The following is a 15,219-nucleotide window of genomic DNA, read 5'->3' as shown; positions in this document are numbered from 1 at the left end:
AGTTCTCACCGAGTACGGAGGGTCTTCGTCATGCCGGGGGAGGTCCGCCGGACGAAGACGCCGCACACGGGCGCCGCACGGCGAGACCCACCGGACGTCTCGCGGTCGCGGCGCCACGCGCCCGACGCCACACGGTGACGGACAGACACCGCACGACCCTCGGTGCGAGCACCCGCAGCACCCGCAGAGTCACGCGGTGGCGAGCACCCGCCTCGTCACGCGCTGCCGGGCAGCCACTCCGGAAACGCCTCGACCTGCCCCGTCCACGCGGCCGGAGGCGTCCCCGCCTTCCCGCCGGCCAGGATGCCGCCCACGATCGCGCAGGTCGTGTCCACGTCCCCGCCGACCTGCGCGGTCGTCCAGAACGCCGTCTCGAAGTCGCCGAGGGCGCGGGCGGCCGACCAGAGCGCGAACGGGACGGTGTCATGGGCGGACGTACGCCGTCCGCAGCCGAGGACGGCCGCCACGGTGCCCGCGTCGGCGTAGTCGAGCATGTCCCGGGCGCGGCGCAGCCCGGCGCCGACGGCGCTCTTCGGCACGAGGGCGACGACGCCGTCCAGCAGCGCCTCGGCGCTGGGCGGGCCTCCGGGCGCGGCTGCCAGCGCGGCGGCCGCGGCGACGGCCATGGCCCCGACCACGGCCTCCCGGTGCTGATGCGTGGGATAGGCGGAGATCTCGGCCTGATGGGTCGCCTGCTCCGGGTCGTCCGCGTACCAGGCGCCGAGCGGGGCGACGCGCATCGCGGCGCCGTTGCCCCAGGAACCCTGTCCGCTGAACAGGGCGGCCGACAGCTCACGCCAGTCCGCACCCTCCCTGACGAGCCGCAGCAGTCGGTTGACGGCAGGACCGTATCCGCGGTCGAAGTCGTGGTGCTCGGCGAAGGAGCGGGCCAGGACGTCCTGGTCGATGCGGTGGTGCGCGGCCAGGACGGCGACGACGGAGCACGCCATCTCGGTGTCGTCCGTCCACTGCCACGGTCCGGGCGGCAGCTCGCGGCGCTGGAGCAGGGGGAAGTTCACCGGAACGAAGAACTGCGAGCCCAGCGCGTCGCCCACGACGAGACCGCGCAGACTTGCGAGGGCCCGGTCGAAACGCACTGCGGGCGAGGAATCGGCTGTCATCTCTCCGCCACTCTATCTCCGGTGATTCCGTACGGCTCCGGCTCCCGCCAGCGGTTGAACGGCAGGTCGAGGGTGTATTTGCCGTCCTCGCCGAGAACGAGCATCCGCGTCTCGGCGTTCCCGGGATTGGCGAGCGACTCGAAGTCGGCGACCGTCCAGTGGAACCAGCGCATGCAGAACAGCCGCATCGCCAGCCCGTGCGTCACGAGAAGCACGTTCGGAGGGTGGTCGGGGGCCTCGAAGCTGCGGAACAGGCTCTCCAGGAAGCCGCCCACGCGGTCGTACACGTCCGCTCCGCTCTCCCCCTGCGCGAAGCGATAGAAGAAGTGTCCGTAGGCGTCCCGGTACGTCTTCTGCAACTGGACGTCGTCGCGGTCCTGCCAGTTCCCCCAGTCCTGCTCGCGCAGCCGGGGCTCCTCCCGTACGCGTATGAGCTCGGGGTCGAGGTGGAAGGCCCGGAGGGTCTCGTGCGTACGCCGGTAGGGGGAGACGTACACGCTGACCCGCTCGCGGCCGAAGACCTCCCGCAGGTGCTCTCCCGTCTTCTCCGCCTGCCGGCGGCCCCGCTCCGTCAGGCCCAGGGCATGATCGGGTTCTCGCTCGTAGACGGTGTCATCGACATTGCCCGTCGACTCGCCGTGCCGGACAAGGACGATGCGCCGTGGTCGTGCCATGCCAAGACCCTAGATCGACCGACCCCCGATCGAGCACTCCGGCGGCCTCCATACGGCGTAGGTCACACCGATCCCGTGCCGGAGGACGCGCGGCGGCGCACCTTCCCCACCCCTGGGACCCGGGTCAGACCGTCCAGCCAGGCTCGAGTTCGACGATGTCACCGGTGAGGGAGGCGATGTCCGCCTCCGTCTGTGCACGGAGGGCGAGCCGCTCCACCCGCTCGGTGCGGTACTTGCCGTGCTCGGCCTGTGAGCGCCACATCGACAGCACCAGGAACTCGTGGCCGGGCGCCTCGGCGAACATGCCCCGGATCATGCCCGGGGAGCCGGCCATGGCCGGGTTCCAGACCTTCTCCTGCATCAGAGTGAAGTGCTCGGCGCGTTCCTCGTGGACGCGGCACAGGGCCACCCGCACCACGTCGGAGTCGGTGAAGCGGGGCTCGAAACCCGTTTTCACGTCGAAGCGGTGGTCGAACAGCCGCGCCTGGGCGTCCCTGAACGTGCCCGCCTGGGCGGTCGCCAGCCGGTCGTGCGAACGGGCCATGAAGGAGTCGTAGAAGGCACGGCTCTCCCAGAAGGCGAAGACATGCGCGACGGAGGGCCGTGCCCTGCTCCAGCCCCCGCCCTGTCCCCTGAATCCCGGCTCCCCCAGAAGCCCCGCCCACTTTCGCTGTCCCCGTTCGAAACCGCGGCGGTCCACCACGGTGCAGCGAATCCACTTGACCAGCACCGCGCCATGGTAAGGCCAGGGAGCGTGGCGTTGGTCACGCTCCGGAAGAGAGCAGGCCTGCGACGGCGCACGCCCCCGTGGCAGGATGGACAACCGGCCCTGGCGGCCGAGCAGTTCGGGGTGACGACGAGCAAGACGGGGAAACGGGGAGGGGAAGTCCGGTGAGCGGACTCAACAAGGGCATCCGCAAGATCGAGATGTCGCTCAAGTGGGACCCGAGCCCGGCAGGCCGGCCGCCGACCGACCTGGACATCGTGGCCGCGACATATCTGACGAGCGACCCGCAGGGTGAACCGGCCTACGTCGTGCACTTCGACAGCCGCTCCCCCGACGGCACCATCTATCTCAACCGGGACAGCAAGGACGGCAAGGGCTTCGGCTGGGACGAGGTCATGACGCTGGAACTCGACCGCCTGGACGCGCGGTACGCGCGCGTGGTCATCGGCGTGGTCATCCAGCAGATCCAGGAATCCCGGACGTTCGTCAGCGTGCTGAACCCCGCCTTCCGGATAAGGGAGGGCTACACCGTCCTGGACGAGAACGGCTTCGGCGACGTCCTCGGCGCGACGGCGGCGACGGTCGCGGAGTTCGTCCGGGAGTCGTCCGACAGCTGGTCTTTCCACTCCGGCGTCCAGGGCTTCGAGGACGACCCGTCGGAGTTCACCCGGATCATGGGCCGGATGCGCCGCTCCTGACCGTCGCCGGGCTCGGGAATGCCCCGGACTCCGGGGAACGCCCGGGCCCGGGGAACGCCGAGGGCGGCGGAGCCGGACATCGACTCCACCGCCCTGACGAGCTGGATCAGTTCCAGCGGACGTCCGGCGTCAGCTGCAGCCGCTCGTGGATCCGCAGCCCTCGCAGATGTAGCAGGAACCCGCGCGCTGCATCTTCGTGCCGCAGGAGAAGCAGAGCGGGGCGTCGGCCTGGATGCCCAGCTGCATCTCCACCAGTTCGGCGCTGGTGTGGACCTGCTTCGGGGCGGGCTCGACGGCCTCGACCTCGGCCTTCGGCGTGGCGACGGCCTTGAGGTCCGTCGGACGCGGGGCCGACTGGGCCAGACCCTCGACGTCCACGTTCTCCTCCTCGAAGGTCGGCTCGTACGAACCGGTCTCCAGGTGGCGCTGGCGCTCCTCGGCGGAGTGGATGCCGAGCGCGGAACGCGTCTCGAACGGCAGGAAGTCGAGTGCCAGACGCCGGAAGATGTAGTCGACGATCGACTGCGCCATCCGCACGTCCGGGTCGTCGGTCATGCCGGCCGGCTCGAAGCGCATGTTGGTGAACTTCGAGACGTAGGTCTCCAGCGGCACGCCGTACTGGAGGCCGACCGAGACCGCGATGGAGAAGGCGTCCATCATTCCGGCGAGGGTCGAGCCCTGCTTGGACATCTTCAGGAAGACCTCGCCGAGACCGTCGTCCGGGTAGGAGTTGGCGGTCATGTAGCCCTCGGCGCCGCCGACCGTGAACGAGGTCGTGATGCCGGGACGGCCCTTGGGCAGCCGCTTGCGGACCGGGCGGTACTCGATGACCTTCTCGACCGCGGCGCGGATCGTTTCCTCGGCCTTCTCCGTGACCTCGGTCTTCTCCTTCTCCTTGGTCTTCGCGGAGAGGGGCTGGCCGACCTTGCAGTTGTCACGGTAGATGGCGAGGGCCTTGACGCCGAGCTTCCAGGCCTCGAAGTAGATCTCCTCGACCTCCTCGACGGTCGCCGTCTCCGGCATGTTGACCGTCTTGGAGATGGCGCCGGAGATCCACGGCTGGATCGCAGCCATCATGCGGACGTGGCCCATCGGGGAGATGGCGCGCTCGCCCATGGCGCAGTCGAACACCTCGTAGTGCTCGTGCGCGAGACCGGGGGCGTCGATCACGTTGCCGTTCTCGGCGATGTGGGCGACGATCGCCTCGATCTGCTCCTCCTGGTAGCCCAGGCGGCGCAGGGCCTGCGGAACGGTGCCGTTGACGATCTGCATCGAGCCGCCGCCGACCAGCTTCTTGAACTTGACCAGGGCGAGGTCGGGCTCGACGCCGGTGGTGTCGCAGGACATCGCCAGGCCGATGGTGCCGGTCGGGGCGAGCACGGACGCCTGCGAGTTGCGGAAGCCGTTCTTCTCACCGAGGCGCAGCACGTCCTGCCAGGCCTCCGTGGCGGCGGCCCACACCGGGGTGTCCAGGTCGTCCATGCGGACGGCCGTGGCGTTGGCGTCGGAGTGCTGCTTCATGACGCGGTTGTGGGCGTCGGCGTTGCGGGCGTAGCCGTCGTACGGGCCGACGACCGCGGCCAGTTCGGAGGAGCGGCGGTAGGCCGTGCCGGTCATCAGGGACGTGATGGCGCCGGCCAGGGAGCGGCCGCCGTCCGAGTCGTAGGCGTGGCCGGTCGCCATCAGCAGGGCGCCGAGGTTGGCGTAGCCGATGCCGAGCTGGCGGAACGCGCGCGTGTTCTCGCCGATCTTCTGCGTCGGGAAGTCCGCGAAGCAGATGGAGATGTCCATCGCGGTGATGACGAGCTCGACGACCTTCTGGAAGCGGTCGGCGTCGAAGGACTGGTGGCCCTTGCTGTCGTCCTTGAGGAACTTCATCAGGTTCAGCGAGGCGAGGTTGCAGGACGTGTTGTCCAGGTGCATGTACTCGCTGCACGGGTTCGACGCGGTGATCCGGCCGGACTCCGGGCAGGTGTGCCAGTTGTTGATCACACCGTCGTACTGGATACCCGGGTCGGCGCAGGCCCACGCGGCCTCGGCGAGCTTGCGGAAGAGCGCCTTGGCGTCGACCTTCTCGATGATCTCGCCGGTCATCCGGGCGCGCAGACCGAACTCGGTGCCGTTCTCGACGGCCGTCATGAACTCGTCGTTCACACGGACGCTGTTGTTGGCGTTCTGGTACTGGACGGACGTGATGTCGTCGCCGCCGAGGTCCATGTCGAAGCCCGCGTCGCGCAGGGCGCGGATCTTCTCCTCCTCCTTCACCTTGGTGGCGATGAAGTCCTCGACGTCCGGGTGGTCCACGTCGAGGACGACCATCTTGGCCGCGCGACGGGTGGCGCCGCCGGACTTGATGGTGCCGGCGGAGGCGTCGGCGCCGCGCATGAAGGAGACCGGGCCGGAGGCGTTGCCGCCCGAGGAGAGGAGCTCCTTGGAGGAGCGGATGCGGGAGAGGTTCAGGCCGGCGCCGGAGCCGCCCTTGAAGATCATGCCCTCTTCCTTGTACCAGTCGAGGATCGACTCCATGGAGTCGTCGACGGACAGGATGAAGCAGGCGGAGACCTGCTGGGGCTGCGGGGTGCCCACGTTGAACCAGACGGGGCTGTTGAAGCTGAAGATCTGGTGCAGGAGGGCGTAGGCCAGCTCGTGCTCGAAGATCTCGGCGTCGGCGGGAGATGCGAAGTAGCTGTGGTCCTCGCCGGCCTTCCGGTACGTCTTCACGATGCGGTCGATCAGCTGCCTGAGCCCGGTCTCGCGCTGCGGGGTGCCGACGGCGCCCCGGAAGTACTTGCTGGTGACGATGTTGACCGCGTTCACCGACCAGAAGTCGGGGAACTCGACGCCACGCTGCTCGAAGTTGACCGAGCCGTCGCGCCAGTTGGTCATGACGACGTCACGGCGCTCCCAGACCACCTCGTCGTACGGATGAACTCCGGGGGTGGTGTGGACGCGCTCGATACGCAGGCCCTTGGTCTTGGCCCCCTTGGCTCGGGAACCTCGTGCCGGACCGCTCGCCGTCTCTGTCATGCCGCCTCCCTCTGCGGGCGAAAACGCCCTGAAATGCCACGTTGTTCCCGTGACACGTTGTTCTGTCTGGTGCTGCGGGCGTCCACGCGCCGTCGCCCACAGCAGGTCTTCGTCCGCCGCCGCACCGGCCGCCCGCTCTCTCGAGTCCGGGCCCGGCGCGTCGGTCAGTCGGTGGCGTGTGCGGGCTCGGGGACCTGCACGGTCCCTGCCGGCCCGCCGCCGTCCTCCCGGCTCCCCGTGACGGCTCCTGTGTCGTCCTCGGCCAGGGCGTCGTCCGCGCGGTCGTCGTCGTCCGCGTCGAACCCTCCCGGTCCGCGCCTGAGTTCCGCGACGGCGGCCTCGAAGTCCTCGAGCGAGTCGAACGCCCGGTAGACGGAGGCGAAGCGCAGATAGGCGACAAGGTCGAGTTCCTGCAACGGACCGAGTATGGCCAGCCCCACGTCATGGGTGGTCAACTCGGCGCTTCCGGTGGCCCGCACCGCCTCCTCGACCCGCTGGCCGAGCTGGGCGAGCGCGTCCTCGGTGACCGGCCGCCCCTGGCATGCCTTGCGCACGCCGTTGATGACCTTCGTGCGGCTGAACGGTTCGGTGACCCCGGACCGCTTGACCACCATCAGCGAGCACGTCTCCACGGTCGTGAAACGACGGGAGCAGTCGGGGCACTGGCGACGCCGACGGATCGACGTGCCGTCGTCCGTGGTCCGGCTGTCGACGACACGGCTGTCGGGGTGCCTGCAGAAGGGGCAGTGCATGAACTCCAACCCTCCTCACAGCAGACTCCATGGCCTCGCCAGGCCTCACGGGCCCCTCGAAGCAGCCCCAAGCATAGGTCATCCATGAGCATCCGAAGACACCGAGGACCACAACTTCTGGGCCGCTGCCGTAATCCAACCACTAGATGTAGGGATTGGCTCATACAACCAGGCCGCATCGCGTGTCGCGCCGGCGATGTCACCGCACGCGTTTCGACGGTCACGCCGAGCACCCGAAACCACCCGCGCGGACCGCCCCTCCGGATGCCCGCCGGGCCCGCGCGCACACGCGTATGCGCGCGACCGTTGCGCGTCCCGGAGCAGGGGTGGCCGCACGGCTGACCCTCGCGCGCGTGCCCGTACGGTCGCACCGGCGAGGCCCGTGCGTCGATACCGTGAGCGCCACGAGGAGGAGCGGTGGGGCTCTCGCGCAGGGCGGGGCCCGTTTCCTGATCCACGGGGGGCCTGATGGCAGACTGGGCCCCGCCTCACAGGGTCGTCGGCTACGGCGGTGAAGACTACAACAACGGGTACGACGGGACCTCGCCCCACCGCCGGGGAGAACCCGCGTCAGCCATACACCCCGACACGTGATCAAGTCAGGCGATACACGCTTTTTCACTCGAACGTGTGTTTGGCGCAACCTTTCGAAAGCCACTACCGTTGTCCAGCAGGGAGACAACCGAGAGGGGCCGACGTGACCACCACCGCAGACAGTGCCACCATCACCGCCCAGGACCGCTCCCAGGGCCGACTCGAGCCGGTGCATGCGATGAACGAAGCCATGAATCCCGAGGGACACAAGCGTTCCCTGCCGGGCCGACCTCCAGGGATCCGCGCGGACAGCTCGGGACTCACGGACCGGCAGCGCAGGGTGATCGAGGTCATCAGGGATTCCGTACAGCGGCGCGGGTACCCCCCGTCGATGCGGGAGATCGGCCAGGCGGTCGGCCTGTCCAGCACCTCGTCGGTCGCACACCAGCTGATGGCACTGGAGCGCAAGGGCTTCCTGCGCCGTGACCCGCACCGCCCGCGCGCGTACGAGGTACGGGGCTCCGACCAGGCGGCCTCGGTGCAGCCCACGGACACCGCCGGCAAGCCCGCCGCGTCATACGTCCCGCTCGTCGGCCGCATCGCCGCCGGCGGTCCGATCCTCGCCGAGGAGTCGGTGGAGGACGTCTTCCCGCTCCCCAGGCAGCTGGTCGGAGACGGCGAGCTGTTCGTGCTGAAGGTCGTCGGCGACTCGATGATCGAGGCGGCGATCTGCGACGGCGACTGGGTCACCGTGCGCCGCCAGCCCGTCGCGGAGAACGGCGACATCGTGGCCGCGATGCTCGACGGCGAGGCGACCGTGAAGCGCTTCAAGCGCGAGGACGGCCATGTGTGGCTGCTCCCCCACAACGCCGCCTACGAGCCGATCCCCGGCGACGACGCGACGATCCTCGGCAAGGTGGTGGCCGTACTCCGCCGCGTCTGAGCACGGCGGCGGACGGGCCCTTCCCGTCCCCCTGACTGGGCCCCGGGATCCCTGCGCCGGTTCCGGGGCCCTGTGCTGCGCCCGGACCCTCAAGGGGCCCGGGCGTCCTCGGCCGCCCGCCCGGGTCTACTCCGGCTCCGCCTCCGTCTGTTGCGGCTCCGTCTGTTCCGGCTCCGGCCCCGCCTGCGCCTTTTCTGCCTCCGTCTGCTTCGCCTTGGCGTCGATCGCCGACAGAGACCTGCGGACCTGCTGGGGGTCCGTGGTGTACCAGAAGTCGGGCAGGGACGCCTTGAGATAGCTGCCGTAGCGGGCCGTCGCCAGCCGCTGGTCCAGGACGGCGACGACCCCGCGGTCCCCCGACGCCCGGACGAGGCGGCCCGCCCCCTGAGCCATGAGCAGTGCCGCGTGCGTGGCCGCCACCGCCATGAAGCCGTTGCCTCCGGCTTCCTCCACCGCCTTCTGGCGCGCGCTCATGAGGGGGTCGTCCGGGCGCGGAAACGGGATCTTGTCCATGACGACGAGCTGGCAACTGGGGCCGGGGACGTCGACGCCCTGCCAGAGCGACAGGGTGCCGAACAGACAGGTTTGCGGATCCGCCGAGAAGTTCTTGATCAGCTCGCCCAGCGTCTCCTCGCCCTGGAGGAGGATCGGGAACTCGGGGATGCGCACGCGCAGTTCCTCGGCGGCGAGCTGGGCCGCACGCATGGAGGAGAAGAGGCCGAGGGTGCGGCCGCCGGCTGCCTGGATCAGTTCGGTCAGCTCGTCGAGCATGTCGGCCCGGTCGCCGTCCCGTGCGGGGCGCGCGAGGTGTTTGGCGACGTAGAGGATGCCCTGCTTGCGGTAGTCGAAGGGCGAGCCGACGTCGATGCCCTTCCACTGCGGGACGTCGTCCCCCTGCGTGCCCTCCGGTGCCAGCCCCATCGAAGCGCCCACTCCGTTGAAGTCACCGCCCAGCTTCAACGTCGCCGAAGCGAGGGTGACGGAGCGGTCCGTGAAGAGCTTCTCCCGCAGCAGACCCGAGACCGACATCGGGGCGACGCGCAGCGACGCGCCGAAGCGGTCGTGCCGCTCGTACCACACGACGTCCCACTCGGACCCGTTGGTGATCCGCTCCGCCACGTCGTGCACCGACTCGACCGAGGCCAGCGCCTGCTTGCGGACCGCGTCCTCGTCCTGGACGGACTTGTCGCGGGTCGAGCCGATGGCGGAGATGACGGTCCGCGCGGCGTCGCGCAGCGCCATGAGCGCGTAGCCGAGATCCTCCGGGACCTCCTCCAGACGGCCGGGCAGCGCCAGTTCCATCAGCCGCTCGAAGCCCTCGGCGGCCGTCTGCAGCTGGTCGGCGGCCTTCTCGTCGACCAGCTTGGCCGCCCGGCGCACCGCCCGGTTGACCTGGCCGGGGGTGAGTTCGCCCGTGGCGACGCCGGTGACCCTCGAGACCAGCTCGTGGGCCTCGTCGACGATCAGCACCTCGTGCTGCGGAAGAACGGGAGCGCCCTCGATGGCGTCGATGGCGAGCAGGGCGTGGTTGGTGACGACCACCTCGGCCAGTTTGGCGCGCTCGCGGGCCATCTCGGCGAAGCACTCGGCTCCGTACGCGCACTTCGTCGCGCCCAGGCACTCCCGGGAGGAGACCGAGATCTGCGCCCACGCCCGGTCGGACACGCCCGGCGTCAGATCGTCGCGGTCACCGGACTCGGTCTCGTCCGACCAGTCCCGCAGCCGCAGGAGGTCCTGGCCCAGCTTGCTGGTGGGCGCGGCGGCCTCGAACTGGTCGAAGAGGCCCTCCTCCTCGTCCTGCGGGACGCCTTCGTGAAGTCGGTGCAGACACAGGTAGTTCGATCTGCCCTTGAGCATCGCGAACTCCGGGCGGCGGCGCAGCAGCGGGTGCAGCGCCTCGACCGTGCGCGGCAGGTCCCGCTCCACGAGCTGGCGCTGCAGGGCCAGGGTGGCGGTCGCCACCACGACGCGCTCTCCGTGGGCGAGCGCGGGCACGAGGTAGCCGAGCGACTTACCGGTGCCGGTGCCGGCCTGGACCAGCAGATGGGAGCCGTCGTCGATCGCCTCGGCGACGGCTTCGGCCATGGTCACCTGGCCGGGGCGCTCCGTGCCGCCGACGGCGGCGACGGCGGCATGCAGGAGTTCGGGGAGTGAGGGCTTCGTCATAGCGCGACCACCCTACGGCGCGGCACTGACAATCGGGCGATCGAGGCGGACGGGAGAGAGGTGATCAAGACGGCGTCCTCTCGCTCCGGGTAGGTGAGGCGGCCGAAGGTGAGCGGGTCGACGTGGGGAACGACCACTTGGTGATCATCTAATGACCAGACCTGACCGCGAAAGAATGCCGAAGATCGGTGTCGAGGGTGTGGACGAGGGTGGACGGGTACGACCGGCGCGAACCGGCGAGGGGGCTCACAGCAGATCACGCACACTCCGGTCCCGGACCATGAGGGCGGCCCGTTTGGCGGGAAGATCCAGCTCGGCGCAGTACCGGAATCCGGCGCTCAGGAACGCGGCGACGGACGGAACGTTGCGCAGGTCGGGCTCGGCCACCACCCGGGCACAGGCGGGCAGGCCGGCCAGGACGAGATCGGCGACGGCGCGCAGGAGCAGGCTCCCGAGCCCTCGCCCCCGGTCGGCGGGACGGCCGATGAGCAGGTGGATGCCGGTGTCGTACGGCCGGGCCGGATAGTGGCCTGCCAGGGGATCGAGATCGGCACGGTAGATCTCCCAGTAGCTCATGGGCCGCCCGTCGAGCACGCCCAGGCACGGGACGCTGCGCCCGTCGCCGGCGAGTTGTCCGCGCAGGTGTCGCGCGGTGACGCGGTGGGGTCCCGACAGTTCCCAGAAGGCCGCGACGGCGGGGTCGTTCATCCACCGGCCGACGAGGGACAGGTCCCGGTCGAGGCGCACGGGGACGAGACGGAACGCGCCCACGGGCCCCCTGGCGATCCCCCAGTCACCGAGGCCGCGGCCGGGGTCGGCGTCGGCGGCGGGGAAGAGGAGGGGACGGACTTCGGTTCCGGTCTCGGGGGACCGCACGCGATCTCCTCTCGTACGGACGGACGCACGGACGCACGGCAGGCGGCAGGCGGCCGGCGGCGGACGGCAGCGGGCGGACGGCGGACTCGCCCGGCTCAGGCACGCAGCGGATTGGGGACGGTGACGTAGACGGACTGGGTGTCCACCGGTCCGACGAGTTCGTCGAGGCCGTGCAGCCGCGTCAGCAGGTTGGCCTTGCAGCGCAGCACCGGCGAGTCGAGCAGCCGCGCGGGCAGCGAACTGCGCAGCCGGCGCGGGCCGCGGGCGGCGTCCGTGAGGAAGCGCCGGAAGGCGGCGAGCAGCAGTCGTTCGTCGGCGAGCCGCTGCGAACCGAACGCGCCCACGAGACCGAGGACGTTGTTGATTCCCAGGTAGTAGCAGAAGCGCTCGTCGGTGACCTCGTCGGCCACGAAGGTGTCGCTGGCCTCGCCGATCCCGGGCAGCCGGGCCGCGAGGTCCGCGCGGCGGGACTCGCGGAAGTAGTAGCCCTGGTTGTCTCGGTAGCGGCCGCCCGTGGGCCAGCCGTCGGCGTCCAGCAGGAGGAGGGTGTTCTGCTGGTGCGCCTCCAGCGCGATGCCCGCCTCGCCGTCGAGCCACAGGACGGGGCGGACCACCCGTTCCAGGTACCGCAGGAACCACTCGGCGGCGACCGCTGAGGCCGTCCGACCGGTGTGTCGTGCGAGGCGGTGGACGATCGAGGCCAGCCTCGAGCGGGGGACGACGGCCGGGTCCGGACCGGTCGCGCCGGCGGCCGTCCGCGGACCGTTCGGCCGGGGGGCGACGAGACCGGCGAGGCAGGTGACGTCGTCCGCCGGGGTGAACGGGTTGTGGCGGATCACCACGTCTAGGCCTGTCAGCGGGAGGCCGTCCGGACCGTCGACGGCGAGCCAGGCCGGATCCCTGACGATGTCGAAGCCGGGGTGGGCGGCCCGCCACCGTCCTGCCAGCCCGGCGCGCAGGAGGCGGTGCACCTCGACGCCGCGGTGGAGTTCCTTGCGGAGGTTCTCGCGCCGGGAGTTGGTGATGCGCAGTCCCAGCGACAGTTTGAGCATCGCGGCGGCGCCGGAGCGGTGGACGGTGCGTACGGAGGAGGTCGGGTGCCAGGGCAGGCCGTGCGCGCCGAGGTCCCGGAGCAGTCCGGCGTCGAGCAGGGCGCGGACCTCCGGCCTGCGTCGCGCTTCGCGCAGTTGCCAGGGGTGCATCGGCAGCGCCGCGAATCCCTCGGGCAGCGGTAGGCCGCGGCCGGCGAGCCGGGCCGTCAGCACGGCGGCGGGAACCGGGCGGCCGCGTTCGGTCCAGGCGGAGTCGGTGGCCAGTGCCGACGGATCGACGGCGAGCCAGTGCAGGGGGAACGAGCCGCGTGTCTCGGGCGAGTACAGGCGGGCGTCACCGTCCGAGAGTCCTTCCCGGCTCTTCGGGGTCGGATGCAGCGGATGGCCGAGCACCAGCGCCTGCTCGGCGGCGAGGAACAGGTCGGGAGCGTCGGCGGGGCGTTCCCGGCGTTCGCCGATGAAGGCGGCGGTACGGCGGACCGAGTCGGCGACCCGTGCGACGAGGTCGGCCCCTTCGCTGTCTGCGGTGACCGGCCGGAATGCGTCGCCGGCGGTGATCGACCTCGGTTCTTCGCCGACGGTGACCGGCGGGATTTCGCCGGGCGCCCCGGGCGGGCGGGTCCGGCCGGCGGCCGGGTTCGCCTCGCGGGCGAGCAGCGCCGCGACCATGACGGCGTCCACGGGCGGGGTCTGCTCGGGTGCGCCCGCCAGGCGCGGGAGGCCGAAGCGGTGCATGCCCGTCGGGGACCAGTAGAGGACGGGCGCCAGCAGGGCGACTCCGCTGGCGGGCAGCGGCATCCGGAGGAGGCCGTCGGCGGGTGCGGACAGGGCGGCCTCGCGCACCCAGCAGCGCAGCAGGTTCTCCACGGCGGCGGCCTGTGCCGCCGTGTGCGGATCGGGGTGGTCCAGGAGATCGGCGGCAAAGTCGGCAGAGGTGGTCAAGGTCGCTCCTGGTGAGGAAGGGGGCTGTCCGCGATCGGGCGGTGGCGCCGCCCGGCCCGACGGCTCGCTCACGAACGCCCTGGGGCGCCGGCTCGGCCACGGCCTCGCTCCCCGCCGGCCCGCGGTTCGCAGGCGGACGCCACGGCAGCCCCTGTCGCTACAACCCCCGGCGCTTCGACCGGTTACGGGTTGCCTCAAGATCCCCGCTGTGACCGAACAGTTGCCGTTCCGTCGGAAGTCCCCCACAGCGACGGCATATCGTGTGGTGGCATCGCACCCGGTCGTGAGACCCGTTGGAACTCGGCGTGAGAGCACCATGAGTTCGACGGAACGTGGCCGAGTCCGTTTGCTTTCGGCCGAGTTGAACCGAGCTCGACGAATTACAGCCATGTCTGATCGAGTTCGACCGTGTTCCGCCGGGTTCACTCTGCGGGACGGCCGGAGCTTCACGTTCGTTGACAGCAGGGGGAGTACCAGCATGCGATCCATACGGCCGTCGTCCACCGCTCGCCGGGGGAGGAACGCGCGTCGCAGGACTTCCCCCGTGCTGAGCGCCGTCGCCCTCGCCTCGGTGCTCGCGCTCACCGCGACCGCCTGCGATTCGGGCGACGCCGATGCGAGCGGCCGGGCGAGCGCCTCGGCGTCGGCCACCGACGACGGAAAGATCACGATCCCGGACGACATCAAGGACCGGCTCAAGGAGCACGGGATCGATCTGGACAAGTGGAAGAACGGCGCCTGGAAGAACTGGGACAAGGACGACTGGCTGCGTGAGGCGCAGGACTACGTCAACCCGATCATCAAGGGGCTGTGGGACCCGGACCGGATGCGAGAGGCGGAGGACCCGGACCGCGGCGTCGAGGACAGCGACCTCTCCGGCGACCAGGGAGTGACCGACCCGACGCCGGCGCCCGTGCAGGCGAAGGCGGTCTCACCCTCGTACCACGCCAACGCGCCCCAGGCGGGCAAGGTGTTCTTCGACTCCCCCGAGGGGACGATGGTCTGCTCGGCGACGGTCGTGCGGGACCCGGCCCACCCGGGCAAGTCCAACCTGGTCTGGACGGCGGGTCACTGCGTGCACGCCGGCAAGAAGGGCGGCTGGTACCGGAACATCGCGTTCGTCCCGTCGTACAACGACTCCGGCAAGACGGCCGCGCAGATGAAGTCGGCGACCAAGGAGGAGGCGGCTCCCTACGGCGTGTGGTGGGGCGACTGGGCGCAGACCTCCGACCAGTGGATCGCCCAGGGCGGCCAGACCGGCGGCGACGGCGCCTCCTACGACTACGCCGTCATCCATGTGACGCCGGAGGAGGGCGGTTCCGGCAAGTCCCTGGAGGAGACGGTCGGTTCGGCGCTGCCGGTGGACTTCAAGGCCCCGGCGGTGCCCAAAGTGAGCCGCATCACCGCGACCGGATACCCGGCGGCGGCGCCCTACGACGGGCAGAAGCTCTACCAGTGCAAGGACAAGCCGGGTCGGTTCTCGCTCAGCACCGCGGACCCGACGATGTACCGCATCGGCTGCACGATGACCGGCGGCGCCTCGGGCGGCGGCTGGGTCGCCACGGGCTCGGACGGGAAGCCCGCGCTGGTGTCGAACACCTCGATCGGTCCGGTGGACGCGGGCTGGCTCGCGGGCCCGCGACTGAACGACGTCGCCAAGGGCGTCTACGACTCGGTGAGCAAGAAGTTCGCCGGGCGGTAGCCCGA

The 15,219-nt window shown here is 70.5% G+C and carries 11 protein-coding genes; 3 read left to right on the top strand and 8 right to left on the bottom strand.

All coding sequences use genetic code 11. From position 1 onward, the window contains the following. Positions 1-215 precede the first annotated feature (215 nt). From ACH4ZA_RS21935 to ACH4ZA_RS21925, 3 genes are all read right to left on the bottom strand, one after another. Complete coding sequence (locus tag ACH4ZA_RS21935) at positions 216-1,121, bottom strand: ADP-ribosylglycohydrolase family protein (protein ID WP_319277663.1); 906 nt, start codon at positions 1,119-1,121, stop codon at positions 216-218. Beyond that, complete coding sequence (locus tag ACH4ZA_RS21930) at positions 1,118-1,795, bottom strand: histidine phosphatase family protein (protein ID WP_398431048.1); 678 nt, start codon at positions 1,793-1,795, stop codon at positions 1,118-1,120. Before ACH4ZA_RS21930 ends, ACH4ZA_RS21935 begins: the two co-directional genes overlap by 4 nt. Before the next feature lie 124 nt (positions 1,796-1,919). Next, positions 1,920-2,525, bottom strand: coding sequence for a YdbC family protein (locus ACH4ZA_RS21925; protein ID WP_398431047.1), 606 nt, complete (start codon positions 2,523-2,525; stop codon positions 1,920-1,922). Between the two features lie 161 nt (positions 2,526-2,686). Here ACH4ZA_RS21925 and ACH4ZA_RS21920 point away from each other — a divergent pair, with 161 nt between their 5' ends. Further along, entirely contained in the window at positions 2,687-3,220 is a 534-nt protein-coding gene (locus tag ACH4ZA_RS21920; protein WP_398431046.1) for a TerD family protein, read from the top strand. Between the two features lie 129 nt (positions 3,221-3,349). On the opposite strand, the gene ACH4ZA_RS21915 is transcribed toward ACH4ZA_RS21920, so the two are convergent. Both ACH4ZA_RS21915 and nrdR read right to left on the bottom strand, forming a co-directional pair. Beyond that, positions 3,350-6,247 carry a vitamin B12-dependent ribonucleotide reductase gene (locus ACH4ZA_RS21915; protein ID WP_319277669.1) on the bottom strand — a complete coding sequence of 966 codons (2,898 nt, stop codon included), beginning with the start codon at positions 6,245-6,247 and terminating at the stop codon, positions 3,350-3,352. A 164-nt stretch (positions 6,248-6,411) separates the two neighbouring features. After that, positions 6,412-6,999, bottom strand: a complete 588-nt coding sequence (gene nrdR / locus ACH4ZA_RS21910; RefSeq protein WP_319277670.1) for a transcriptional regulator NrdR — start codon at positions 6,997-6,999, stop codon at positions 6,412-6,414. A gap of 697 nt (positions 7,000-7,696) precedes the next feature. Here nrdR and lexA point away from each other — a divergent pair. Next, entirely contained in the window at positions 7,697-8,476 is a 780-nt protein-coding gene (lexA, locus tag ACH4ZA_RS21905; protein ID WP_057575372.1) for a transcriptional repressor LexA, read from the top strand. 126 nt (positions 8,477-8,602) lie between these two features. Here the strand turns inward: lexA and ACH4ZA_RS21900 are convergent, their stop codons facing one another. The 3 genes from ACH4ZA_RS21900 to ACH4ZA_RS21890 form a co-directional block, all read right to left on the bottom strand. Then, the gene (locus ACH4ZA_RS21900) at positions 8,603-10,642 is read right to left on the bottom strand and encodes an ATP-dependent DNA helicase (RefSeq protein WP_319277671.1); all 2,040 of its coding nucleotides are present in this window, start codon (positions 10,640-10,642) and stop codon (positions 8,603-8,605) included. A 246-nt stretch (positions 10,643-10,888) separates the two neighbouring features. Then, entirely contained in the window at positions 10,889-11,719 is an 831-nt protein-coding gene (locus ACH4ZA_RS21895) for a GNAT family N-acetyltransferase (RefSeq protein WP_398431150.1), read from the bottom strand. After that, positions 11,614-13,512 carry an IucA/IucC family protein gene (locus ACH4ZA_RS21890; protein ID WP_398431043.1) on the bottom strand — a complete coding sequence of 633 codons (1,899 nt, stop codon included), beginning with the start codon at positions 13,510-13,512 and terminating at the stop codon, positions 11,614-11,616. The genes ACH4ZA_RS21895 and ACH4ZA_RS21890 overlap by 106 nt, the downstream gene beginning before the upstream one ends. Before the next feature lie 478 nt (positions 13,513-13,990). On the opposite strand from ACH4ZA_RS21890, the gene ACH4ZA_RS21885 reads away from it, so the two are divergent. Continuing rightward, positions 13,991-15,214, top strand: coding sequence for a hypothetical protein (locus ACH4ZA_RS21885; protein ID WP_319277676.1), 1,224 nt, complete (start codon positions 13,991-13,993; stop codon positions 15,212-15,214). Positions 15,215-15,219: the final 5 nt, after the last annotated feature.

The organism is Streptomyces sp. NPDC020597 (assembly GCF_044335095.1).
In the GTDB taxonomy this organism is placed as follows: domain Bacteria; phylum Actinomycetota; class Actinomycetes; order Streptomycetales; family Streptomycetaceae; genus Streptomyces.
The sequence above is the reverse complement of the archived record's forward strand: the minus strand, read 5'-3'. Positions and strand labels throughout refer to the sequence as shown.

Excerpts from the sequence above, each read along its gene's own strand:
- ACH4ZA_RS21885 (WP_319277676.1), top strand. The coding sequence starts at position 13,991 with ATGCGATCCATACGGCCGTCGTCCACCGCTCGCCGGGGGAGGAACGCG.
- ACH4ZA_RS21930 (WP_398431048.1), bottom strand. The coding sequence starts at position 1,795 with ATGGCACGACCACGGCGCATCGTCCTTGTCCGGCACGGCGAGTCGACG.
- ACH4ZA_RS21915 (WP_319277669.1), bottom strand. The coding sequence starts at position 6,247 with ATGACAGAGACGGCGAGCGGTCCGGCACGAGGTTCCCGAGCCAAGGGG.
- ACH4ZA_RS21935 (WP_319277663.1), bottom strand. The coding sequence starts at position 1,121 with ATGACAGCCGATTCCTCGCCCGCAGTGCGTTTCGACCGGGCCCTCGCA.
- nrdR (WP_319277670.1), bottom strand. The coding sequence starts at position 6,999 with ATGCACTGCCCCTTCTGCAGGCACCCCGACAGCCGTGTCGTCGACAGC.
- ACH4ZA_RS21900 (WP_319277671.1), bottom strand. The coding sequence starts at position 10,642 with ATGACGAAGCCCTCACTCCCCGAACTCCTGCATGCCGCCGTCGCCGCC.